Genomic DNA, 23,007 nt, shown 5'->3' on the forward strand with positions numbered 1-23,007 from the left:
CGGCTCGGCGGGCGCGTGCGCCGCTCGGTGACGGGATCGCCTCTCCTTGGCAACGTTTGGATAACGCGTGATCTGTCGCGCCTGCGAATCGCCAAATTATCGGTTCAGTAAGCACAGTAATTACGCGCATGTAATTCACGCGGCACGGACGTAGAGGACTGGGAGCACATGTCTCGGACGAAAAAGAGCATCGTCGTTGTCATGATGGGCAGCGCAGGATTGTTCTTGAGCGCCCCGTTTCTGGGCCCCGCGGCAAACGCGAATCCCACGCGTGGTGGCGTGCCATGCGTGGGCATCCTCCAGCAGATCGTCTCGCGGCCGGGAGATATCCCGCAGGCGCTGACCGATACGGCCCGCTCGTTCACCAACCCGGGACAGCCGGCGCCCCCGGTCGTCGTGCCGCCCGCCAGCTCGTCGACCGTAGCCGCGACACCACCCGTGCCGCCGCGCCCGCCGGCCTCGGTGTCGGTGCCCGCCTCGGGAGCCACTCCGCCGGTTCCGCCCACCCCCGGGACCCCGGCGTCGACGTCGACCGGCGGCGGCACTCCGCCGGCCCCGCCGAGGCCTCCGGGTTCAGTCGTGACCCCGTCCTCCGGCGCGATCCCTCCGACTCCTCCGGTACCGGGTGGACCTGCGGTGACGCCGATCGGCAGCGGCACGCCGCCGCTCCCTCCGGCGCCGGGCGGTCCCGCGGGCACGCCGATCGGTGGCGGCACCCCGCCCCTTCCGCCGGTTCCGGGCGCCCCGTTGGGCACCCCCGTCGTCAACAGTGCTCCGCCTGCTCCGCCAGTCCCCGGCCTGCCGGTCGTCGGTGACGGAGGCGCTGCCCTTCCTCCGGCGCCTCCGATGCCCGGGGGTCCCGCGGCGGTGCCAGCGGGCCTCCTCGCCCCGCCCGCTCCTGCTGTTCCCGGCGCACCGATCGTCGGCGAGGCCGGCGCGGTGCCGCCTGCGGGTGTTGCCGGCCCTGGAGTTCCGGGAGGGGCGCCCGGCGCCGGCGCCGGCGGCGGCGTCGGCGTCGGCGGTGCGCCCGTCGGGGGCGCTGCGGGAGCGGTGCCCCCTCCCGCTGCGCCAGGTGCACCGGTCACGGCGGCCGCGGGGAACGCGGGCCCGCCCGCCCCACCGCTTCCCGCTGCACCGGTGGAAGGTGCTTCCGGCGTTCTGCCTCCTCCCGCTCCGCCGGCGCCCGGTGCGCCGGTGGTTGGTGAGGCCGGCGTGGTGACGCCTCCGGGTCCGCCTGCTCCGGGTGTTCCGGTGGTGGATGAGGCGGGTGTGGTGACCCCGCCTGCTCCGGGTGCGCCGGGCGCGCCGGTGGTTGGTGAGGCCGGCGTGGTGACGCCTCCGGGTCCGCCTGCTCCGGGTGTTCCGGTGGTGGATGAGGCGGGTGTGGTGACCCCGCCTGCTCCGGGTGCGCCGGGCGCGCCGGTGGTTGGTGAGGCCGGCGTGGTGACGCCTCCGGGTCCGCCTGCTCCGGGTGTTCCGGTGGTGGATGAGGCGGGTGTGGTGACCCCGCCCGCTCCGGGCGCACCGGGCGTGCCGGTCGACGGTGGAGTGGACGTCGTGACGCCGCCGGGACCGGGCGCCCCCGGCACACCGACGGTGAACACGGTCGAGACCTTCTCCCCGCCGGCGCCCCCCGCGCCGGGGACTCCGTCGTCGGGGTCGGTCGAGACGTTCTCGCCTCCGGCTCCGCCGGCGCCCGGGACAGGAACCAACTCGTCGGTGGAGATCGCGTCTCCGCCGGCGCCCGGTCTGCCCGGCATCCCCTCAGAAGGCTCGACGACCTACACGACGCCGCCGAGTCCCGAAATCACGTTCAATCCGGCGAATTCGGCCATCGACATCGCCACCCCGCCCGGTCCGGGACTCCCGAGTGCGCCGTTGGAGGCCTCGGCCAACATCACCACCCCGCCCGCTCCCGGCGTTCCCGGTGCCCCGGTGAACTCGTCGGTCGAGGTGACAACGCCCGGCGGCGTGGACGTGCCGGCAACGCCGATCGAGAGGTCGACAACCCTGACCACGCCCCCCACGCCGGGCACTCCCGGCGCGCCGGTGAACGCCTCCGTCGACGCCGCTACGCCTCCCGCACCCGGTGCACCTGGTGCCCCGGTTGTGAGTGAGGCGGGTGTGTCGACGCCTCCTGCTCCGGGTGTGCCTGGGGTGCCTGCTGGTGGTGACGCGGGTGTGGTGACGCCTCCTGCTCCAGGGGGGCCTGGTGCCCCGGTTGTGAGTGAGGCGGGTGTGTCGACGCCTCCTGCTCCGGGTGTGCCTGGGGTGCCTGCTGGTGGTGACGCGGGTGTGGTGACGCCTCCTGCTCCAGGGGGGCCTGGTGCCCCGGTTGTGAGTGAGGCGGGTGTGTCGACGCCTCCTGCTCCGGGTGTGCCTGGGGTGCCTGCTGGTGGTGACGCGGGTGTGGTGACGCCTCCTGCTCCAGGGGGGCCTGGTGCCCCGGTCGTGAGTGAGGCAGGTCTGTCCACCCCGCCCGCTCCGGGCGCTCCCGGTGCACCGGTCGTCGACGAAGCCGGGCTGGTGACCCCGCCCGCGCCGCCCGCTGTCGGCGCCCCGATCGACAACGCTGCTGCCGCCGTGCCCCCGCCAGCCCCGCAAGGTGCTCCGGTGGTCGGTGACGCCGGGGCGGTCCTGCCCGGTGCGGGCGCGCCCGGCGGCGGCACCGGTGGCGGCGCGGCCGTCGAGGGTGCCGGTGGTGCCGTCGGCACGGGCGGCCCCTCTGCCGCGGGTGCGCCGCTGGCAGCCGCCGCCGGCGGAACCGCGTCGGCCGGTCCAGCCGGTCCTGCCGCGACCGCCCTCCCCGTTGACGCTCCGCCCGCCCCGCCCGCGCCCGGCGCGCCGATCTTCGGTGAAGCCGGAGTGGTGACGCCTCCTGTGCCGGGTGCTCCCGGTGGTGCGGGGGCAGTGCCTGCGGGTGTGGTGACGCCTCCTGTGCCGGGTGTTCCCGGTGGTGCGGGGGCGGTGCCTGCGGGTGTGGTGACGCCTCCTGTGCCGGGTGTTCCCGGTGGTGCGGGGGCGGTGCCTGCGGGTGTGGTGACGCCTCCTGTACCGGGTGTTCCCGGTGGTGCGGGGGCGGTGCCTGCGGGTGTGGTGACGCCCCCTGCGCCGGGTGTTCCCGGTGGTGCGGCGACGGTGCCCGGTGCGGTCGGCACACCTCCTACGCCGCCGCTGCCGCCCGGCTCGACCAACACCTACATCAACTACCCGGCTCCGCCGGTGCCACCGACTCTGCCGAACTCGGCGAACGTCAACGCCGGAACCCCGGGGACGCCGATCCCGGGTACTCCGGGCAGCCAGCTGACGCTGTCGGATCTGCTCACGCCACCCGGGGTGGCCCGAACCTTGCAGAACACGGCCTCGTCGGTGATCGGTGTGACCCCGCCGGGTGCGCCGCCGGTACCGGGCGGCGCCGGAGCAGTCAACGTCAGCGTGCCGGGGGTGCCGAGCCCGATGACCCCGCTGGCGGCCACCGGTCTGTCGAACCTGGTGTCTCCGCCGTCGCTGACCATCCCGTCGATCCCGGGCCTGCCGGTGCCGCTGCCCAACGAGTTGCCCGTGCCGTCCGATCTGCTCTGTGTGGGCACTGATTGGTCTGCCTCGCAAGGGGATTCGGCCGAGGCGCCGGCCAACGTCGAAATTCCCCGTGCGCTGATCACCGGCGCTGCGCCGGTGGGCGAGCGGCGCGACCGCTGGGACACTGCCCAGTGAGCGCTACGGCTCAGCCGTCGGTGGTCTGCGCGTCGGCCACCAGATTGGCGGCGACCTGAATCAGCGGGACGTTGGAATCCTGGGAGAGTTTGCGGAGCAGTTCGAAGGCCTGAACGGCGTTCACCCGGTAGCGCTCCATGATCATGCCCTTGGCCTGGCCGATGACATCGCGGCTGGACAGCGCCTTCTGGAACTGCGCCTCACGACGTGCTGAGTTCCACGCCACCGAGGAGTGCGCGGCAAAGATGAGGCCGAGTGTCCTCGACTCGCTGCCGAAGGCGTCGGGCTGCTCAGCGTACACATTGAGGGCGCCGAGCGTCTCACCGGCGATGAACATCTGGAACGCCATGATCGACCGGATCGGCGTCTCGGCGAGCGCGTCCCTGCGATAGTTCGGGAAGCGCTCCTCGGTGCTGAGGTCGCGGACGTGGACCGTCGTCTCCTCCCACGCCGCGGTCAGGCACGGACCCTCCAGGTGGCGCTGCTGGATCTTGTCCAGTAGCAGCGGCCAGTGATGGGTGGCCGCCGGAGTTTCGACCTGCTTGGCACTGCGGGTGAGCGTGATGCCGGCGTACTGCGCACCCGGGATCTCGGCGGCTGCGTACTCCGCCAATTCCGCTACGACGGTGTCGGAATCGGCGTCAGGTCTGTTGTGCAGGCCTTGCACCAGCTCCGCCACCCGAAGATGTGCGGCCTCCAAGCCGGCTGGAACGTTCACCCGTGCACCGTCCGATTCTCGCGCGTCAATATGGCTCCCCAGGCTACCGCTGACCTCCGTCAGGGGCTCGATCATGAACAATGTCATTTTTGTGACCGCTCGGACCGTTCTCGCCGGTGACGACGCCGGCACACCGCGGCGGGTTGTCCCGCGCGGTGACACGATCACAGCGCCCGCAGGTAGCGGTCGGTGACCCGACGTTGCACCAGCGAGGTCAGGGGAGACCCCAGCCGACTCCACCAGGTGGCGTGCCGCGAGAACGCCCTCACTTCCGCATGCACCTCCTCGGTGGCCGGGTCGAACCGCACCAGGAACAGTTCCTCGCCGCACTCGGCGTGCCCCGGCAGCGTCCCGTACGCGAATCCGCGGCGATCGGCGTCGTCGACGACGTAGACCACTCGGCAGGGCGCCGCCACCGGCCCGAGGTGCACCAGCACCTCGGCCCCCACTGACGCCACGGCTGCGGTCGCCTCGACCCGCAGGCCCGCACCGCGCAACATCCCCCAGCGCATACCTTCGGCCGCCGCGCGCTCGAACCGGTCCCGGCCGCGGCCGATCACCGACGACTTCCGGAGGTGGTGGTAGCCGGTGGGCATGATCCCGCCGGTCGCGCCGATCTCGCTGTAGGTCAGCGCCTTACCGGCAAGATCCGTCAACTTCACCGTTCCAGCTTGTCACCGCGCGCGTACCGTCGATGCGGTGACCTCCCCGAACATGCCGACCCTGACCCTCGGCGACCTCACCGTCAACCGGCTCGGCTTCGGCGCGATGCGCCTGACCGGCAAGGGCGTCTGGGGCCCGCCTGCCGACCGCGACGAATGCCTGCGGGTGCTCCGCCGCGCCGCCGAACTGGGTGTCGACTTCATCGACACCGCCGACTCCTACGGCCCCTACGTCTCCGAGGAGTTGATCCGGGAAGCGCTACACCCCTACGACGGGCTGGTGGTCGCGACCAAGGCGGGCCTGCTGCGCGTCGGCCCCGACCAGTGGCCGGTCCTCGGCTATCCGCCCTACCTGCGTCAGGAATGCGAGATGAGCCTGCGCCGGCTCGGGGTGGACACCATCGACCTGTTCCAGCTGCACCGCATCGACGACAAATTTCCCGCCGAAGACCAGATCGGCGAGCTGCTCACGCTGCAACAAGAAGGCAAGATCCGCCACATCGGCCTGTCCGAGGTCACCGTCGACCAACTCAGCGCCGCGCAGACCGTCGCGCCGATCGTGTCGGTGCAGAACATGTACAACCTCACGACCCGTGGCGCCGAACCCGTCCTCGACGCCTGCGAAGCCCAGGGCATCGCCTTCATCCCGTGGTTCCCGCTGGCCGCGGGACCGCTGGCGGCGGCCGACGGTCCACTACAGCGCATCGCCGCCGACCACCACGCCACCCCGTCGCAGCTGGCGCTGGCCTGGCTGCTCAAACGGTCCCCGGTGATGGTGCCGATCCCCGGTACGTCCAAGGTTGCCCACCTGGAAGAGAACGTCGCGGCCGCTCAGATCGAGCTGACCGAGGAGGAGTTCGAGACGCTGAGCAAAGCCGGGGCAGCCCAGAGCTGAGGCAACCAATACGGTGAGCTGGTGAGCACCAACAATGCGGCCGACGCACACGTCGGTGGGGGATTCAGTGCACCGGAACCCACCCAGCGCGGCGGTCCGGACTACGGCCGCTTCGTCGAAGCCGTCCGTGCACTCCAGGACCATGCCCGTGCGGCCGACGCACCCGACGCGGTGATCACCGACGCCGCGGACCTCATCGAGAAGGCGTCGGCGATGTTGGCGCCCTACGACGCCGACGAGTGGTCGTCGCCATCGGGGCGGCGGATGGATCTTCCCAATCGCGGCAACATCCTCGGCGTACCGGTCGACCTGCATGTCACCGAAGACGGCTGGATACGCGGATCTGCGCGGTTCCGTCGCTTTCACCTCGGCCGTAACGGTGCGGCCCATGGCGGCGCGGTGGCCCACCTGTTCGATTCGCTGCTCGGGTTCACCGCGTTCAAGCTCAGCCGCAGCAAGGCGCAACGCACCGCGTTTCTCCACGTCGACTACCGCAAGATCGCCCCGGTGGAGCAGCAGCTGCAGGTAGAGGCACGTATCGACGACATCGTCGACCGGAAGATCTACGTCTCCGGACGGCTCCTCGATGGCGAGCACCTGCTGGCCGAGGCCCACTCCCTGTTCGTGAAGCTGAAGCCGGGGCAGCCATGACCGAGAGCAGGTACGCAGGCTTCACCCGTCGATGGGCGCGGTGGCGCGACCGGCTGCGGGAGCGTCGCGGCCTCGACCTCGGTTACCGCATCTCCGTCGGCGTCGTCGGCCTCCTCGTCCTGGCGGTCGGCATCCTGGCCATTCCCTACCCCGGTCCCGGGTGGGCGATCGTGTTCGTCGGCCTTGCGATCCTGGCCACCGAGTTCGAGTGGGCGAAGAAACTGCTGGGCTACGCGCGTGAGCGCTACGACGCCGCCATGGCGTGGTTCAAGAGCCAGGGCCTGTGGGTTCAGGTCCTGGGAGCGGTGTTCACGGCGGCCATCGTGCTGGGCACGCTGTGGCTGTTCGGCGCCGTGCACTTCGCGGCCGAACTGCTCGGCATCGACCGCGACTGGATGCAGAGCCCTGTTGGTATCGGGTCCTGAGGCCACACCCCGATAGCATGGTCGCGGTCGATCACCGACCACGCACCCACACCCGAAAGTTTGGAGCCCCGCGATGAGCGCCCCCGCCCGCCCCGCCTCAGCAGCCCCGATCCGGGTTGCCGCCGGGACGACCGCCGGGCAGGCGGTGCGCGACGCCGGATTGCCCACCAGAGGAGACGTCGACGCCGTCGTCGTCGTCCGGGACGCCGAGGGACAGTTGCGCGACCTGTCCTGGGTGCCCGACACCGACGTCGAGGTCGAGCCGGTCGCGGCGAACACCGACGACGGCCGCAGCGTCATCCGCCACTCGGCCGCGCACGTTCTCGCGCAGGCCGTGCAGGGCCTCTTCCCCGACGCCAAGCTCGGCATCGGTCCGCCCATCACCGACGGGTTCTACTACGACTTCGACGTCGCCGAGCCGTTCACCCCCGAGGATCTGGCCAAGCTCGAGAAGCGGATGCAGAAGATCGTCAAGGACGGCCAGCTGTTCTCCCGCCGCGTCTACGAGAACAAGGAGCAGGCGCGCGCAGAGCTGACCGGTGAGCCGTACAAACTCGAGCTCATCGACGACAAGTCCGGCGATCTGGGGTCATCGGACGAAGTAATGGAGATAGGCGGCGACGAACTGAGCGCCTACGACAACCTCAATCCCCGCACCCGCGAGCGTGTCTGGGGCGACCTGTGCCGCGGCCCGCACATTCCCACCACCCGCTACATCCCGGCGTTCAAGTTGACCCGTAGCTCGGCGGCCTACTGGCGCGGAGACCAGAGCAACGCCAGCCTGCAGCGCATCTACGGCACCGCGTGGGAGTCTCAGGAAGCGCTCGACCGCCACCTCGAACTGCTCGAGGAGGCGCAGCGCCGCGATCACCGCAAGCTCGGCGTGGAACTGGACCTGTTCAGCTTTCCCGACGAATTGGGTTCGGGCCTACCGGTTTTCCATCCCAAGGGCGGCATGGTGCGCCGCGAGATGGAGGAGTACTCGCGACGCAAGCACATCGAGGCGGGCTACGAATTCGTCAACACCCCGCACATCACCAAGGAACAGCTCTACATCACCTCCGGGCACCTGGAGTGGTACGCCGACGGCATGTTCCCGCCGATGCACATCGACGCGGAGTACAACGAGGACGGCACGGTGCGCAAGCCCGGCCAGGACTACTACCTCAAGCCGATGAACTGTCCCATGCACTGCCTGATCTTCAGGTCGCGGGGACGCTCGTACCGCGAACTCCCGTTGCGGCTCTTCGAGTTCGGCAGTGTGTACCGATACGAGAAGTCCGGGGTGATCCACGGGCTGACCCGGGTGCGCGGTATGACCCAGGACGATGCGCACATCTACACCACCCGCGAGGACATGCGGGCGGAGCTGACGTCGCTGCTGCAGTTCGTGCTGGACCTGTTGTCCGACTACGGCCTCGACGACTACTACCTGGAACTGTCGACCAAAGACCCGGACAAGTTCGTCGGCTCCGACGAGCTCTGGGAGGAAGCCACCGACACGCTGCGGGAGGTGGCGCAGGCCTCCGGGCTTGACCTGGTGCCAGATCCGGGTGGCGCGGCGTTCTACGGGCCCAAGATCTCGGTGCAGGTGCGTGACGCGCTGGGCCGCAGCTGGCAGATGTCGACGATCCAGCTGGACTTCAACATGCCCGAACGGTTCGAGCTCGAATACACCGCCGCAGACGGCACCCGGCAGCGCCCCGTGATGATCCACCGCGCGCTGTTCGGGTCGATCGAGCGGTTCTTCGGCATCCTGACCGAGCATTACGCGGGTGCTTTCCCGGCGTGGCTGGCGCCCGTGCAGGTGGTGGGAATCCCGGTCGCCGATGCGCATTCGGCCTACCTCAGCGGTATCGCCACCCAGTTGCGGACGCTGGGCATCCGTGCTGACGTCGACGCCAGCGACGACCGGATGGCCAAGAAGATCGTCAACCACACCAACCAGAAGGTGCCGTTCATGCTGCTCGCCGGCGACCGCGACGTGGAGGCCGAGGCCGTCTCATTCCGGTTCGGTGACCGCACGCAGATCAACGGTGTCCCGCGCGACAAGGCCATCGACGCCATTGTGTCCTGGGTGCAGCGGCGCGAGAACGCCACGCCCACAGCGGAACTCGTTGCGACACACCCTGACGACGCAGTAGCAGGCGAGGGGTGACGTGGATCCGGAGGACACGATCGTAGACCGCGGCGTCGGCGATCCAGACCATCTGCAGCGGCTCTGGACGCCACACCGGATGACCTACATCGCCGACGCCGTCAAGGCGGGTTCGGCGGCATCGTCGGAGCCGTTCACCGACATTCCGAACATGTCGGACGAGGACGGGTTGGTGGTTGCGCGCGGCGAGCTGGTGTACGCCGTGCTCAATCTGTACCCGTACAACCCCGGTCACCTGATGGTGGTGCCCTACCGTCGGGTGGCCGAACTGGAGAGCCTCACCGACGCCGAGAGCGCCGAGCTGATGGCCTTCACGCAGAAGGCAATCCGGGTGATGAAAGCGGTGTCGCGACCCCACGGTTTCAACGTCGGCCTCAACTTGGGCACCTCCGCGGGCGGATCCCTGTCGGAACACCTGCACATGCACGTGGTACCGCGCTGGGGTGGTGACGCGAACTTCATCACCGTCATCGGCGACTCCAAGGTGATTCCGCAACTCCTGCGCGACACCCGGTTGCTGCTGGCTACCGAATGGGACAAGCAGACGTGAGCGACTTCTACCTGATGACACGCGCGGCGTACGCGAAGCTGTCGCGGCCGGTGGCCAAGGGCGCACTGAGGCTGGGATTGACCCCGGACAGCGTCACCATCCTCGGCACCGCGGGATCGGTACTGGCCGCACTGACCCTCTTCCCGATCGGACAGCTGTTCGCGGGCGCTTTCGCCGTGGCGTTCTTCGTGCTGGCGGACATGCTCGACGGCGCGATGGCCCGCGAACGGGGCGGCGGGACGCGATTCGGCGCCGTCCTGGATGCAACCTGCGACCGGGTCAGCGACGGTGCGGTGTTCTGCGGCCTGCTGTGGTGGGCGGCGTTCGGCGTGCACAGCGCGGAACTGGTGGTGGCCACCATGATCTGCCTGGTGTCCTCGCAGGTCATCTCCTACATCAAGGCGCGCGCGGAGGCCAGCGGCCTGTCCGGTGACGGCGGCCTGATCGAGCGGCCGGAACGGCTGGTGATCATCCTGCTGGGTGCCTGCCTGTCGGACCTGCCGTTCTTCCCGCTGCCGTGGCTGCTCGACACCGCGATGTGGGTGCTGGCGCTGGCCAGCGTGGTGACCGTGGCGCAGCGGTTGCACAGTGTGCGCGTCTCGACCGGGGCCATGGATCGACTGGCCCCAGCCGACAACGGCGAGAAGCCAGAGACCACCGAGACATGACAGCGCACCCGGCCGGATCAGGCACCGACGGCGCAGGGCTGCTCTCCTTCGGCAGCCACCTGAGCGACTGGGGCTACGCAGCGGGCTGGCGCCTGGTTCGTGCGGCTCCGGAGTTTGTGGCGCGCAATGCTTTCGACGCCGGTGCGCTATGGGCCGCGCGCGGCGGTGGGCCGCAGCAGCTACGCAGGAATCTCGCACGGGTGATTCGGACCACTCCGGATCAAGTGCCCGCCACGTTGATGCGGGCGTCGCTGGCGTCCTACGCGCGGTATTGGCGCGAGGCATTCCGGCTGCCGTCGATGAACCACACCGACCTCGGCAAGCGGTTGTGGGTGAACGACATCGAGCTGGTGTGGGCGGCGCTGGAGGCCGGCCGCGGGGCAGTGCTGGCCCTGCCGCACAGCGGGAACTGGGACATGGCGGGGGTCTGGCTGGTGCAGAACCACGGCACGTTCGCCACTGTCGCGGAACGGCTGAAGCCCGAGTCGCTGTACAACCGGTTTCTGGCGTACCGGCAGAGCCTGGGTTTCGAGGTGGTGCCCTCGTCGGGCGGGGAGCGCCCCGCCTATGACGTGATCCGCGACTGGGTCGACGACAACGGCATCGTCTGCCTGATGGCCGACCGCGACCTGAGCCGGCGCGGTGTCCAGGTGGACTTCTTCGGGGAGCCGACGCGCCTGCCCGCCGGGCCGGCCAAGCTCGCCCTCGACACCGGAGCTCCGCTGTTCCCCGTGCACTGCTGGTTCGACGGCGACGGCTGGGGGATGCAGGTGTACCCCGAACTCGACACGTCGTCGGCCGACATCACCGTGATCACCCAGGCGCTGGCCGACAGGTTCGCCTCCAATATCGCTGCCCATCCGCAGGATTGGCACATGATGCAGCCGCAGTGGCTCGACGACCTGTCGGATGAGCGCAGGGCCCGCCTGGACGGCGGGCTGGAGGCGAGCTGATGCGGATCGGCATGGTCTGCCCGTACTCGTTCGACGTCCCGGGGGGTGTGCAGTCCCACGTGCTGCAGCTGGCCGAGGTCATGCACGGTCGCGGCCATCAGGTCAGTGTGCTCGCGCCGGCATCACCGGAGGCGCGAGCGTCCCTTCCGGACTACGTCGTCTCGGGCGGCAAGGCCGTCCCGATCCCGTACAACGGGTCGGTCGCCCGGCTGCGCTTCGGCCCGGCCACCCACCGCACAGTGAAGAAGTGGATTCACCGCGGTGAGTTCGACGTACTGCACCTGCATGAGCCGAATGCCCCCAGCCTGTCGATGCTGGCGCTCAACATCGCCGAGGGGCCGATCGTGGCGACGTTCCACACGTCGACGACGAAGTCGCTCACGCTGTCGGTGTTCGAGCCGATCCTGCGCCCGATGCACGAGAAGATCGTCGGCCGGATCGCGGTGTCCGATCTGGCGCGTCGCTGGCAGATGGAGGCCCTGGGCAGCGATGCCGTCGAGATCCCCAACGGCGTGGACGTCGCCTCGTTCGCGACCGCGCCGCGGCTCGACGGTTATCCGCGGGCGGGCAAGACGGTGCTGTTCCTCGGCCGGTTCGACGAACCGCGCAAGGGGATGGGGGTGCTGCTCGGGGCGCTGCCCCCGGTCGTCGACCGGTTTCCGGACGTCGAGATCCTCGTCGTGGGCCGCGGCGACGAGGACGAGCTGCGCACCGACGCCGGCCCGATGGGCAGGCACCTGCGGTTCCTGGGCCAGGTCGGCGACGCCGAGAAGGCCTCGGCGATGCGTAGCGCCGACGTGTATTGCGCCCCCAACACCGGGGGCGAGAGCTTCGGCATCGTGCTCGTGGAGGCGATGGCTGCGGGCACCGCGGTGGTGGCCAGCGATCTCGACGCCTTCCGGCGCGTCCTCGACGACGGTGAGGCCGGCCGGTTGGTGGCCGTCGACGACTCCGCCGCGCTGGCCGCAGGGCTCGTCGAGCTGCTCGCCGACGACGACGCCCGGGCTCGCTACATCGACTGCGCGACGCAGGTGGTGCAGCAGTACGACTGGTCGGTGGTGGCCACCCAGATCATGCGGGTCTATGAGACGGTCGCGGCGTCCGGGGTGAAGGTGCGGGTGGACACGTGATCCCGTGGGTGACGGCGGTGATCGTCACGGTGGTGGTCGCCATCGTCCTGGTCGGGGCCCTGTGGGCCTACCAGACCGCCAACCGGCTGGACCGCCTGCACGTCCGCTACGACCTGTCGTGGCAGTCCCTCGACGGTGCGCTGGCCCGGCGGGCGGTGGTGGCACGCGCCATCGCCGTCGAGGTGTACGGCGGAGGGCCGGACGGTAGGCGACTGGCCGCGCTCGCCGGGGCCGCCGAACGGGCACCCCGAGCAAGCCGGGAAGCGGCGGAGAATGAGTTGTCCGCAGCGCTGGCGCGAGTGAACCCCTCCTCGCTCCCGCTGCCGCTGGTCGCCGAGCTGGCCGACGCCGAGGCGCGGGTGCTGCTGGCGCGCCGCTTCCACAACGACGCTGTCCGCGACACCCTGTCGCTGCGCGAGCGTCCGCTGGTGCGGACCTTGCGGTTGGGTGGAACAGCCACGCTGCCAAGTTATTTCGAGATCGCAGAGGGCGGCGACGTATCGGCCCGGGAGGCTGCGCCGGTCCGCAGGAGGGTGTCTGCGCGGATCGTGCTGCTCGACGAGGACGGTGCGGTGCTGCTGCTGTGCGGATCGGACCCCGCCCGCGCGGCCGGGCAGAAGCCAGCGCCGCGGTGGTGGTTCACGATCGGTGGCGCGGCGCAGGTGGGGGAGTCGCTGGCTCAGACCGCGGTGCGGGAACTCGACGAGGAGACGGGCCTGCAGGTGGCCCCGGAAGCGGTGATCGGCCCCGTGTGGCGCCGGGATGCCGTCATCGACTTCAACGGGTCCGTGATCCGCAGCGAGGAGATGTTCTTCGTGCACCGCACCGCGCGGTTCGAACCGTCAGAGGTGGGCCGGTCCGGGCTCGAGCGCACCTACATTCATGGTCACCGGTGGTGCGATGCGACAATGATCGACAAGCTGGTCGCCGACGGTGAGACGGTGTACCCGCTGCAACTGCGCGAGCTTCTCGACGAAGCGAACGCGCTGGCCGATGAACCGGGTGCGCTGCCGCAGGGGCCGCCGCAATTGATCAAGTGATCTGCGGATCACAACGATTTGCGGCCCCCTTTAGACTGGATCAGTAGCGATTTAAGGAGATTACGGTGGAATCCGAAACCTCGGCGGAAGGCCACGGGGCGCACGCCCGCGGGACTGCGCGCGTCAAACGCGGTATGGCGGAGATGCTCAAGGGCGGCGTGATCATGGACGTCGTCACGCCCGAGCAGGCACGTATCGCCGAAGGTGCCGGCGCCGTCGCGGTGATGGCGCTCGAGCGCGTGCCCGCCGACATCCGCGCGCAGGGCGGTGTGTCGCGGATGAGTGACCCGGACATGATCGAGGGGATCATCGACGCCGTCACGATCCCGGTGATGGCCAAGGCCCGGATCGGACACTTCGTCGAGGCGCAGATCCTGCAGAGCCTCGGGGTGGACTACGTCGACGAGTCCGAGGTGCTGACCCCGGCCGACTACACCAACCACATCGACAAGTGGAAGTTCACCGTGCCTTTCGTGTGCGGCGCGACAAACCTCGGTGAGGCGCTGCGGCGGATCACCGAGGGCGCGGCGATGATCCGCTCCAAGGGCGAGGCGGGTACCGGTGACGTGTCCAACGCCACCACCCACATGCGCAAGATCGGCGGAGAGATCCGTCGGTTGACCTCGCTGTCCGAGGACGAATTGTTCGTCGCCGCAAAGGAACTGCAGGCCCCGTACGACCTCGTCGTCGAGGTGGCGCGGGCCGGCAAGCTGCCGGTGACGCTGTTCACCGCAGGCGGCATCGCCACCCCCGCCGACGCCGCGATGATGATGCAGCTCGGTGCCGAGGGCGTGTTCGTGGGCTCCGGCATCTTCAAGTCGGGCAACCCGGCCGAGCGGGCCGCCGCGATCGTGAAGGCCACCACGTTCTACGACGACCCCGATGTGCTCGCGAAGGTGTCGCGCGGACTGGGCGAGGCCATGGTCGGCATCAACGTGGAGGACATCGCACAGCCTCATCGGCTCGCCGAACGCGGCTGGTAGTCAATGGCGATTGAAGAGATCCTCGATCTGGAACAGATCGAGGTCAACATCTATCGCGGTGGCGTCTTCAGCCCGGAGTCGGGATTTCTGCAGCGCACCTTCGGTGGACACGTCGCCGGTCAGTCACTGGTGTCGGCCGTGCGCACCGTGGACCCGAAGTATCAGGTGCACTCGCTGCACGGGTACTTCCTCCGTGCCGGGGACGCCAGGTCCCCGTCGGTCTACACGGTCGAGCGGATCCGCGACGGTGGTTCGTTCTGTACCCGCCGCGTGACGGCTATCCAGCACGGCGAGACGATCTTCTCGATGTCGGCGTCCTTTCAAACCGACCAGAGCGGTATCGAACACCAGGATGCGATGCCGCACGCGGTCCCGCCCGACGACATTCCCGACTTCAAGTCGGCCAGCAAGGTGTTCGACGACGCCAGCTTCCGGCAGTTCGACGAGTGGGACGTGCGGATCGTGCCGCGCGAACAACTCGGCGTCCGGGAGGGCAAGGCGTCCCAGCAGCAGGTCTGGTTCCGGCACCGGGATCCGCTGCCCGATGACCACGTGTTGCACATCTGCGCTCTGGCCTACATGAGCGATCTGACGCTGCTGGGCTCCGCGCAGGTCAACCACATCGAGGAGCGCAAGCACCTGATGGTCGCCTCGCTGGATCACGCCATGTGGTTCATGCGGGCATTCCGCGCCGACGAATGGCTGCTCTACGACCAGTCGTCGCCGTCGTCCTGCGGCGGTCGATCCCTGACCCAGGGCAAGATCTACAACCGGTACGGCGAGATGGTTGCCGCGGTGATGCAGGAGGGGTTGACTCGCTACACCCGCGGTTTCACGCCGCAGCCGGGTTGAGCGCTCCCCAGGTGGGGGTGCTGGCCCTGCAGGGCGACACCCGCGAGCACCTGGCGGCCCTGCGTGCAGCCGGTGCCGAGGCGACGACGGTGCGTCGCCCGGCCGAGCTGGAACGTGTCGACGCGCTGGTGATCCCTGGCGGCGAATCGACCACGATGAGCCATCTGCTCCGCGAATTCGAACTACTCGAGCCGCTGCGGGCCCGGCTGGCCGACGGCATGCCCGCGTACGGATCGTGCGCCGGCATGATCCTGCTCGCCACCGAGATCGTGGACGCCGGCGTGCCCGGTCGCGAAGCGGTGCCCCTACGGGGGATCGATATGACGGTGCGGCGCAATGCATTCGGTCGTCAGGTGGATTCCTTCGAAGAGGACATCGATTTCGAGGGCCTGGACGGTCCGGTGCATGCGGTGTTCATCCGGGCCCCGTGGGTGGAACGAGTCGGGCCCGAGGTCGAGGTGCTGGCCACGGCGGCCGGTCACCCGGTAGCGGTACGCCAGGGCCGGATGCTCGCCACCTCCTTCCACCCGGAGATGACCGGCGACCGGCGGGTGCACGCGATGTTCGTCGACTCGATCTAGCGTCAGCGGATCGGCAGGCCGGTGATCGCGCGGCCCATCACCAGCCGCTGGATCTCGCTGGTGCCCTCGAAGATCGTGAAGATCTTGGCGTCGCGGTGCATGCGCTCGACGGGGTACTCGCGGGTGTAGCCGTTACCGCCGAGGATCTGGATCGCCTCGTCGGTCACATACACCGCCGTCTCGCTGGCGACCAGCTTGGCCATCGACCCTTCGGCCGAGGTGAACTCCTTGCCGTTCCTGGCCATCCAGCCGGCGCGGTAGACGAGAAGACGGGAGGCGTCGATCCGGGCCTTCATGTCTGCGAGCTTGAACGCGATCGCTTGGAACTCGCCGATCTTGCGGCCGAATTGCTCACGCTCACAGGCGTAGTCGCGGGCGTACTCGTAGGCCGCCTGAGCCACGCCGACGGCCATGGCGCCGACCGTGGGGCGGGTGCGCTCGAAGGTCGCCATCGCGGCCTGCCCGGCGGCCTTCTTGCCCTCGCGCACCTTGGCGATCCTGGCGTCGAACTTCTCCTTGCCCCCGACGATCAGGCGGCCGGGGATCCGGACGTCGTCGAGCACGACCTCGGCGGTGTGCGATGCCCGGATGCCGTGCTTGAGGAACTTCTGGCCCTGGCTCAGGCCTTTGGTGTCGGGCGGGATGATGAAGGTTGCCTGGCCGCGGGTGCCGAGTTCGGGATACACGGAGGCGACGACGACGTGGATGTTGGCGATGCCGCCGTTGGTGGCCCATGTCTTGGTTCCGTTGAGGACCCACTCGTCGGTGGCCTCGTCGTAGCGGGCGCGGGTGAGGATCGATCCGACGTCAGAGCCTGCGCCGGGTTCGGACGAGCAGAACGCCGCGACCTTGGGATCGTCCACGCTGCCGAACATCTGCGGGACCCACTCGCCGAGCTGCTCCGGTGTTCCGTTGGCCGCAACGGACGCGGCCGCCAGCCCGGTGCCGAGGATCGACAGCGCGATACCGGCGTCTCCCCAGAACATCTCCTCGAAGACGACGATCATCCCGAGGCCCGACGGCTCGGCGGTCTGCTCGGCGAACATCTCCATCGAGTAGAGACCGACCTTGGCGGCCTCCTGGATGATCGGCCACGGCGTGGCTTCCCGCTCATCCCATTCGGCGGCTGCAGGCCGGATCACGTCGGCGGCGAATTCGTGCACCCATTTCTGCACGTGCACCAGATCGGGCGACAGATCGAGGGAGAACGTCATGGTCGGTCACCTTACTCTGGAGTAAGATAACCGGCTACGCTGTGTGGCTCAATTAACAGCCACGCAAGTCACGACAGTGCGGGCAGCAGCAGTCGCGATCCGGATGCGACGGTGTTGAGGCTGCTGGTTCCGACAGCGGCGTGGCGGAAATTCATCATCGCCGGGGTCGAGGGATCCTGGTCGTCACTCGACAGCAGGAGACGCACGCGGTGTCCCGCAGAGAAGCGACGAGCGTTGGGCACCAACGGGATCCGGTACGTGACGTACTCGCCGAGCGGCACAGCCGCGGCGTCGGTGCAGGGCAGGACGGGCGCTCCGTCGATGCTGGCCTGCTCGTCGACCGCCCGCAGACTCGCGCGCAACCAGCCCGCCGTCACGTCGGTGACCTCGTCGTCGGGTGACACGTCCTGCAGCAGCGCGATCCACGCGGTGTCCATCGCGGTCGCCGATGCCGTCAGCCGAAGCTCGATGGGTCCGACGACGTCGAGGTCGTGATCCAACGGTGTCGACGTCCATGTCAGCGCCGACGGCGGGTCGATCGGGCTGGCCTTCGCGCGGTTGAGGCCTGCCCCCAGCGTCAGATACTCCCGCGCTCCGGGTTCGCCCTCGTCGGCGGCCAGCCCGCCGTCGGCGCGCAGGGCCCACTGCAGGTGGGTGGCCGTGGGCGGTGGCCAGGTCTCGGCTGTGTGCCAGCCGTCGGCGCCCGGCAGCACGTAGCGCACCGGTGGACCATCCATGATGCCGGTGTCCGCGCCCTTGAGCCAGTGGTCGAACCAGGCCAGCGCCTCGTGGTGCAAGCTCTCCCACGGCCAGGTCAGAGCGTACTGTCCGAGCATCGCCATCCGGACATTGCCGTTGTGCGCCAACGCCTTCCACAGCGTGAACGTCGACGGCAGGTGCAGGGGCACGTTGTCCCAGTCGCACCCGAGGTAGACGGGGATGTCCACCCGGTCGAGCAGCGGCAGCAGATTGCGCTCCTCCCACCACTGATCGCGCACCGGATGCCGGACCATCATGTCGAGCCACAGCTCGTCCCAGGGGTGCGGGCTGTGGGGGAGCTTGAGCAACCCGCGCATCATCGTCACGGCGGCTTCGCCGTTCATCGTCGAGAACTTCTGGTGCAGTCTCGGCGTGTTCAGTACCCGCCGGGCCAGCGCGATCGCCGGGTTGCGCCGCCAGAACGCGTCACTGCGGTCCGACGTCAGGCCCATCATGGACAGGAACGGGGTGATGAACGACGCGCTCGCAAGCCCGTGGTGCGACGCGGCCTCGTACAGGTCGGCGGTCGCCGCCACCGGAAAGATCGCCTTGAGATGTGGCGGACGCTCGACGGCCGCCTCAAGCTGGGTCATCGCGAAGTAGCTGATGCCGATCATCCCCACGTTCCCGTCGCACCACGGCTGCGCCGCCGCCCACTCCACGAGGTCGTGCATGTCGCGGCGCTCCTGTGCATCCATGAAGCCGAAGGTGCCGCCTGATCCGCCGGTGCCGCGCACGTTGGCGATGACGTGGGCATATCCACGGGACACCCAGAAGTCGGTGGCGCCGGCCTCGATGAAGCCGGCCGGCGCGCCCAGGTCCTGCATCTGGCGGGGATACGGCGACGCTGCGATCAAGGCCGGGTACCGGCCGGTCGCGTCGGGGCGATGCACGTCGGCGAGCAAGTCGACGCCGTCGCGCACCGGCACGCGCCGGTTGCGGTCATGGGCGATCCGGTAGCGGGGCTCGCTGAGATTGCGGTAGTCGCGGCCGGTGTCCTGCGGGCCGTTCAGCCGGCTTTCCCTGCTGCTCATAGTTTCACGGTACGATGAAACTAGTCTCAACGCAACGTGAAATTCCGGTACCATCACGCTCGTGCCGAAGACGACCCCCGGACCGCGCGACGACCGAGGTGTGCTGTCCCACCGCATCCTTGTCGCTGCCCGCCAGGCGTTCGCCGACACCGGGTATGCCGGCACGACCATGCGCGCCGTGGCCCGCGCCGCCGACGTCGACCCGGCCCTCGTGTATCACTACTTCCGCTCCAAGGACGCGCTCCTCGATGCGGCGACCGCTCCGCCGCAGCGGTGGTTGGACAGCGTGGCCGCGACGTGGGCCACGCCCACGCCCGAGCTGGGTGCGGCGCTGCTGCGGTTGATGCTGGGGGCGTGGGCCGACGACGAGATCGGCCCGGTGCTTCGGGCGATCCTGCAGACGGCCGCCCACGAACCGGCCACCCGCGACAAGCTGCGGCTCGTGGTGGAGCGGAGTCTGATCGGCGTCTCACAGCTGGGCGTCGACGATGCCGACCGCCTGGTACGCAGCGGGTTGATCTCGTCGCAGATCATGGGGTTGGCCATGATGCGCTACGTATGGCGCATCGAGCCGCTGGCCTCGATGGACGACGATGAGCTCGTCGCCGCCGTGGCGCCCAATCTGCAGCGGTACATCGAGGACAACCTGGCGTGACCGGCACGTAGACTGGTCAATCGGACTTTGACGTAGCGCCCGATGACCCGGAAAAAAAGAAGGTAGTACCTGCATGAGCGGCCATTCCAAGTGGGCCACCACCAAGCACAAGAAGGCGATCATCGATGCCCGCAGGGGTAAGAACTTCGCCAAACTGATCAAGAACATCGAGGTGGCGGCACGCACAGGTGGTGGCGACCCGGGTGGTAACCCCACTCTGTACGACGCCATCCAGAAGGCCAAGAAGAGCTCGGTACCGAATGACAACATCGAGCGGGCCCGCAAGCGGGGCGCCGGCGAAGAGGCCGGCGGCGCCGACTGGCAGACCATCACCTACGAGGGCTACGGGCCCAACGGTGTCGCGATCCTCGTCGAATGCCTCACCGACAACCGCAACCGTGCTGCCGGTGAGGTTCGTGTCGCGATGACGCGCAACGGCGGCAACATGGCCGATCCCGGATCGGTGTCGTATCTGTTCACCCGCAAGGGTGTCGTCACGTTGGAGAAGAACGGTCTCACCGAGGACGACGTCTTGACCGCGGTGCTCGAGGCCGGCGCCGAGGATGTCAACGATCTCGGCGACAGCTTCGAGGTCATCTCCGAACCGACGGATCTCGTTGCCGTGCGCAGCGCGCTGCAGGACGCGGGCATCGACTACGACTCGGCCGAGGCCAGCTTCCAGCCGTCGGTGACGGTGCCGGTGGACATCGACGGCGCCCGCAAGGTGCTCAAGCTCGTCGACGCTCTCGAAGACAGCGACGACGTCCAGGACGTCTACACCAACGTCGACATCCCGGACGACGTCGCCGCACAGCTCGACGAGGACTGACCGCAGACGGTCGACGTCACCGGTCGAGAGAAGAGTGGCCACCACCCGTGAAAACGGTGACAGACCCCGACGGCGCGACGTGGCGCGTGCGCCGCTGGTGGTGGCGGACGGTGCCATGGGAAACCGGTTTCTCGACACTGGATGCCCTGATTTTCGTGATCGTGCTGCCCTTCATGTTGATGTGGCCGTTCTGGTTGGCGTCGAAGTGGCTCGGGGCGTCATGGACCGTGCTGGTCGAGTGCGAGGGCACGAAGGTCTCCCGCGAGCTGGTCCGAGGCTGGCGCGAGTCCGGTCGGCGCATCGACGAGCTTGCGCAGGCGGCGGAGGCCGGCGAACTGGCACACCTGGTCATCGACGAGGAGTGACCGCCAGAAATCGACTGATCGCCTGTGCCGTGCGCTCGGGCTGGTCGAGCATGACCAGCACGTAGGCGTCGTCGATCGTCTGCAGCCGGCCCTGGGGAAGCAGTTCGGCCAGCCGACGTCCGTGCTCGGCGGGCATCACCGGGTTGTCGGTCCACAACACCAGGGCGGGTCGGTCGAACTCCGCCAGACGATTGGTCGCCCGGATCAGATCGTCGCCGTCGAATGACGTCCGGCAGTACTTGACCAGGTCGCGGCGGACCGCTTTGTCGGTCAGGCCCGCCTGCACCCATGTGTCGAATATCGGTTGCGGCACCGGCCTTTTCGACATCATGCCGAACATCAGCCATTGCCGCCGAAGCCAGCCGATCTTGAGCTGCCGCATCGCAAGCCACACCGTGCCGGTGGTCCGGCTCGCCAACCACGCGACCTTGCCGGGAAAGCCCGGCGGAAAATTCTCGAAAGCCTCCGACGGGCACACCACCAGCCGTGACACCCGTTGGTCGCGGCCGAGATCGGTGAGGAACAGCGGGCCGCCCCAATCGGTGATGACCAGGGTGACGTCCCTCAGATCCAGTACGTCGAGGAAGTCGGCGACGATGCCCACCATCCCGGGCAGAGTGAGGTCGGCGTCCTCCCGCATGGCGATGCGGTGTCCGCCCATCGGCAGAACGGGCAGCAGATAGCGAAACCCCGTGGGCAGGTGCGGCAGCGCCAGATCCCATTGCGCGTCGTTCATCAGCAGGCCGTGCAGCAGCACGACGGGCGGCCCAGCCGGATCGCCCTCCTCTCGGTACTGCAGCGTGCCTGCGGTGACCTCGACGGTATGCATGAGCCCTCCACTAGAATGAGCGTTCTAGAACGTATGCTCTAGCCTGGCACGAGGAGGCGAACATGGCAAGGTCGACCAGGGAGTCGATATTGACGGCGGCCGCGGAGCTGATGCGGCACCGCGGATATGCCGGCGTGGGCATGAAAGACATCGCCGACGCGTCGGGAGCGCCGATCGGCTCGCTCTACCACCACTTCCGCGGCGGCAAGGTGCAGATCGCCCGCGAGGCGCTGACCAACGCCGGCATCGCCTACGGCCTGCTCATCCCGTCGGTTGTCGACGACTACGCCGACCTCGGCGACGCGGTCCGCGGCGTCTTCGTTCAGGCCGCCGATGACATGGCCGCGACCGGCTTCGCCAACATGTGCCCGGTCGCCAGCGTCTCGGCCGAGGTCGCCGACACCGTCGAGGAGCTCCGGCATGCCACCCGGGACATCTTCGTCGGGTGGATCGACGGCGGCGCCGCGTATTTCGAGGCGCGGGGCCTCGACGCGGATCTTGCCCGCGACGTCACACTCACCCTGATCGGGGCACTCGAGGGGGCATTCCTGCTCGCCCGGGCGCTGCGCAGCACCGAGCCGCTGCTGGCGGCGGGACGCACGCTGGCGCCGCAATATGTCGGCATCGAATTGATGACCCCGGCAGGCGTCCGAGGGGACCATCGGCCCTAGGGCCGGTTGCCCCACCTGTTGCACAGTGTGAGCATGACCAGCCTCGACCCCGACGCGCTCCTGATCGAATCGGCGATGCCCTGCTACGACGCCGTCATCGCCGAACATCTGGTGGTCGAAGCAGACGCGGCAACCACCTTTGCGGCCGCGTCCGCGATCGACCTGATGACGGTGCACTCACCGCTGCTCGACCTGTCGATGTGGCTGCGGGCGTTGCCCGCCCGGCTGTCCGGCGAGGCCGGGCCGCCGCTGCCGCGGTTGGTCATCGGGCCCGATATGGGACTGCCCGGCTGGACGTTCCTGGGCCTGCGGGCGGAACGCGAGATCGCTTTCGGCGCGGTCGGCAGGTTCTGGCAGCCGACGATCGACTGGCGGGATGTGGCCGCCGCGGACTTCCCGAGTTTCAACGAACCCGGGTGGGGCAAGATCGCCGCCAACTTCTCGGTCCGCCCGTACGGCGCCTCGTCCAGTCTTCTCACCTACGAATGCCGGACCGTGACAACAGATCCCGAGTCCCGGCGGCGTTTCCTGCGCTACTGGTTCCTGGTTCGGCCGTTCGTCGGTCACGTACTTCGGGCTACCTTGCGACAGATCGCCGCCAACGCGATGGCATCCACGATTCCCGCCGCGGCGCCGACGGGGTCGCAGAGGTGACCCGCTTCCTCGCCGCT

Annotated in this window: 25 protein-coding genes; 18 read left to right on the top strand and 7 right to left on the bottom strand. The window is 68.9% G+C overall.

Annotated elements, in window-relative coordinates:
- Window positions 1–104 precede the first annotated feature (104 nt).
- Window positions 105–1,760: a hypothetical protein gene (locus EL337_RS29015; protein ID WP_235666621.1), complete on the bottom strand. Its 1,656-nt coding sequence runs from the start codon at window positions 1,758–1,760 to the stop codon at window positions 105–107.
- A gap of 21 nt (window positions 1,761–1,781) precedes the next feature.
- The gene (locus EL337_RS29020; RefSeq protein WP_232786936.1) at window positions 1,782–2,027 is read right to left on the bottom strand and encodes a hypothetical protein; all 246 of its coding nucleotides are present in this window, start codon (window positions 2,025–2,027) and stop codon (window positions 1,782–1,784) included.
- Window positions 2,028–2,451: 424 nt separating this feature from the next.
- Here EL337_RS29020 and EL337_RS29025 point away from each other — a divergent pair, with 424 nt between their 5' ends.
- The gene (locus EL337_RS29025) at window positions 2,452–3,714 is read left to right on the top strand and encodes a hypothetical protein (protein WP_235666622.1); all 1,263 of its coding nucleotides are present in this window, start codon (window positions 2,452–2,454) and stop codon (window positions 3,712–3,714) included.
- A 10-nt stretch (window positions 3,715–3,724) separates the two neighbouring features.
- Here the strand turns inward: EL337_RS29025 and EL337_RS11845 are convergent, their stop codons facing one another.
- Together EL337_RS11845 and EL337_RS11850 are read right to left on the bottom strand one after the other, a co-directional pair.
- Window positions 3,725–4,432 (bottom strand): GAF and ANTAR domain-containing protein, encoded by a 708-nt coding sequence (locus EL337_RS11845; RefSeq protein ID WP_197724226.1) that lies wholly within the window; start codon window positions 4,430–4,432, stop codon window positions 3,725–3,727.
- Between the two features lie 164 nt (window positions 4,433–4,596).
- Window positions 4,597–5,094, bottom strand: a complete 498-nt coding sequence (locus tag EL337_RS11850) for a DUF1990 domain-containing protein (RefSeq protein ID WP_048634765.1) — start codon at window positions 5,092–5,094, stop codon at window positions 4,597–4,599.
- Between the two features lie 52 nt (window positions 5,095–5,146).
- On the opposite strand from EL337_RS11850, the gene EL337_RS11855 reads away from it, so the two are divergent.
- The 12 genes from EL337_RS11855 to pdxT all read left to right on the top strand — a co-directional run bounded on the left by EL337_RS11855 (window position 5,147) and on the right by pdxT (window position 15,980).
- Window positions 5,147–5,989, top strand: a complete 843-nt coding sequence (locus EL337_RS11855) for an aldo/keto reductase (protein ID WP_048634843.1) — start codon at window positions 5,147–5,149, stop codon at window positions 5,987–5,989.
- Window positions 5,990–6,010: 21 nt separating this feature from the next.
- Window positions 6,011–6,640, top strand: coding sequence for a PaaI family thioesterase (locus EL337_RS11860; protein WP_048634766.1), 630 nt, complete (start codon window positions 6,011–6,013; stop codon window positions 6,638–6,640).
- Complete coding sequence (locus EL337_RS11865) at window positions 6,637–7,065, top strand: TIGR02611 family protein (protein WP_048634767.1); 429 nt, start codon at window positions 6,637–6,639, stop codon at window positions 7,063–7,065. Before EL337_RS11860 ends, EL337_RS11865 begins: the two co-directional genes overlap by 4 nt.
- Before the next feature lie 73 nt (window positions 7,066–7,138).
- On the top strand, window positions 7,139–9,223 hold the full coding sequence (thrS, locus tag EL337_RS11870) for a threonine--tRNA ligase (protein WP_048634768.1): 2,085 nt from the start codon (window positions 7,139–7,141) through the stop codon (window positions 9,221–9,223).
- 1 nt (window position 9,224) lies between these two features.
- The gene (locus EL337_RS11875; protein ID WP_048634769.1) at window positions 9,225–9,773 is read left to right on the top strand and encodes an ATP adenylyltransferase; all 549 of its coding nucleotides are present in this window, start codon (window positions 9,225–9,227) and stop codon (window positions 9,771–9,773) included.
- Window positions 9,770–10,441, top strand: a complete 672-nt coding sequence (pgsA, locus tag EL337_RS11880; protein WP_048634770.1) for a phosphatidylinositol phosphate synthase — start codon at window positions 9,770–9,772, stop codon at window positions 10,439–10,441. The genes EL337_RS11875 and pgsA overlap by 4 nt, the downstream gene beginning before the upstream one ends.
- Window positions 10,438–11,394: a phosphatidylinositol mannoside acyltransferase gene (locus tag EL337_RS11885; RefSeq protein ID WP_048634771.1), complete on the top strand. Its 957-nt coding sequence runs from the start codon at window positions 10,438–10,440 to the stop codon at window positions 11,392–11,394. Before pgsA ends, EL337_RS11885 begins: the two co-directional genes overlap by 4 nt.
- Window positions 11,394–12,524, top strand: a complete 1,131-nt coding sequence (locus tag EL337_RS11890) for a glycosyltransferase family 4 protein (protein WP_048634772.1) — start codon at window positions 11,394–11,396, stop codon at window positions 12,522–12,524. The genes EL337_RS11885 and EL337_RS11890 overlap by 1 nt, the downstream gene beginning before the upstream one ends.
- Entirely contained in the window at window positions 12,521–13,564 is a 1,044-nt protein-coding gene (locus EL337_RS11895) for an NUDIX hydrolase (RefSeq protein ID WP_048634773.1), read from the top strand. The genes EL337_RS11890 and EL337_RS11895 overlap by 4 nt, the downstream gene beginning before the upstream one ends.
- 134 nt (window positions 13,565–13,698) lie before the next feature.
- Complete coding sequence (gene pdxS, locus EL337_RS11900) at window positions 13,699–14,547, top strand: pyridoxal 5'-phosphate synthase lyase subunit PdxS (protein ID WP_232786902.1); 849 nt, start codon at window positions 13,699–13,701, stop codon at window positions 14,545–14,547.
- Window positions 14,548–14,550: 3 nt separating this feature from the next.
- Complete coding sequence (tesB, locus tag EL337_RS11905) at window positions 14,551–15,399, top strand: acyl-CoA thioesterase II (RefSeq protein WP_048634775.1); 849 nt, start codon at window positions 14,551–14,553, stop codon at window positions 15,397–15,399.
- Window positions 15,396–15,980: a pyridoxal 5'-phosphate synthase glutaminase subunit PdxT gene (pdxT, locus tag EL337_RS11910; RefSeq protein WP_048634776.1), complete on the top strand. Its 585-nt coding sequence runs from the start codon at window positions 15,396–15,398 to the stop codon at window positions 15,978–15,980. The genes tesB and pdxT overlap by 4 nt, the downstream gene beginning before the upstream one ends.
- Window positions 15,981–15,982: 2 nt before the next feature.
- On the opposite strand, the gene EL337_RS11915 is transcribed toward pdxT, so the two are convergent.
- Window positions 15,983–17,194 carry an acyl-CoA dehydrogenase family protein gene (locus tag EL337_RS11915; RefSeq protein ID WP_048634777.1) on the bottom strand — a complete coding sequence of 404 codons (1,212 nt, stop codon included), beginning with the start codon at window positions 17,192–17,194 and terminating at the stop codon, window positions 15,983–15,985.
- Window positions 17,195–17,262: 68 nt separating this feature from the next.
- Window positions 17,263–18,987, bottom strand: coding sequence for a CocE/NonD family hydrolase (locus EL337_RS11920; protein ID WP_048634778.1), 1,725 nt, complete (start codon window positions 18,985–18,987; stop codon window positions 17,263–17,265).
- A gap of 61 nt (window positions 18,988–19,048) precedes the next feature.
- Between EL337_RS11920 and EL337_RS11925 the strand changes: the two genes are divergently transcribed.
- The 3 genes from EL337_RS11925 to EL337_RS11935 all read left to right on the top strand — a co-directional run bounded on the left by EL337_RS11925 (window position 19,049) and on the right by EL337_RS11935 (window position 20,836).
- Window positions 19,049–19,642, top strand: coding sequence for a TetR/AcrR family transcriptional regulator (locus EL337_RS11925; protein WP_109860220.1), 594 nt, complete (start codon window positions 19,049–19,051; stop codon window positions 19,640–19,642).
- A gap of 73 nt (window positions 19,643–19,715) precedes the next feature.
- Window positions 19,716–20,471, top strand: a complete 756-nt coding sequence (locus tag EL337_RS11930) for a YebC/PmpR family DNA-binding transcriptional regulator (protein WP_048634779.1) — start codon at window positions 19,716–19,718, stop codon at window positions 20,469–20,471.
- A 47-nt stretch (window positions 20,472–20,518) separates the two neighbouring features.
- On the top strand, window positions 20,519–20,836 hold the full coding sequence (locus EL337_RS11935; RefSeq protein ID WP_048634780.1) for a hypothetical protein: 318 nt from the start codon (window positions 20,519–20,521) through the stop codon (window positions 20,834–20,836).
- On the opposite strand, the gene EL337_RS11940 is transcribed toward EL337_RS11935, so the two are convergent.
- Window positions 20,820–21,665, bottom strand: a complete 846-nt coding sequence (locus tag EL337_RS11940) for an alpha/beta fold hydrolase (RefSeq protein ID WP_048634781.1) — start codon at window positions 21,663–21,665, stop codon at window positions 20,820–20,822. The genes EL337_RS11935 and EL337_RS11940 overlap by 17 nt on opposite strands.
- A gap of 62 nt (window positions 21,666–21,727) precedes the next feature.
- Between EL337_RS11940 and EL337_RS11945 the strand changes: the two genes are divergently transcribed.
- A complete protein-coding gene (locus EL337_RS11945; protein WP_048634782.1) occupies window positions 21,728–22,336 on the top strand; it encodes a TetR/AcrR family transcriptional regulator in 609 nt (202 codons plus the stop codon).
- 33 nt (window positions 22,337–22,369) lie between these two features.
- Window positions 22,370–22,990, top strand: coding sequence for a hypothetical protein (locus EL337_RS11950; RefSeq protein WP_126316562.1), 621 nt, complete (start codon window positions 22,370–22,372; stop codon window positions 22,988–22,990).
- The last annotated feature ends 17 nt before the right edge of the window (window positions 22,991–23,007 follow it).

The sequence above is a fragment of the Mycolicibacterium aurum genome, from assembly GCF_900637195.1.
GTDB lineage: Bacteria > Actinomycetota > Actinomycetes > Mycobacteriales > Mycobacteriaceae > Mycobacterium > Mycobacterium aurum.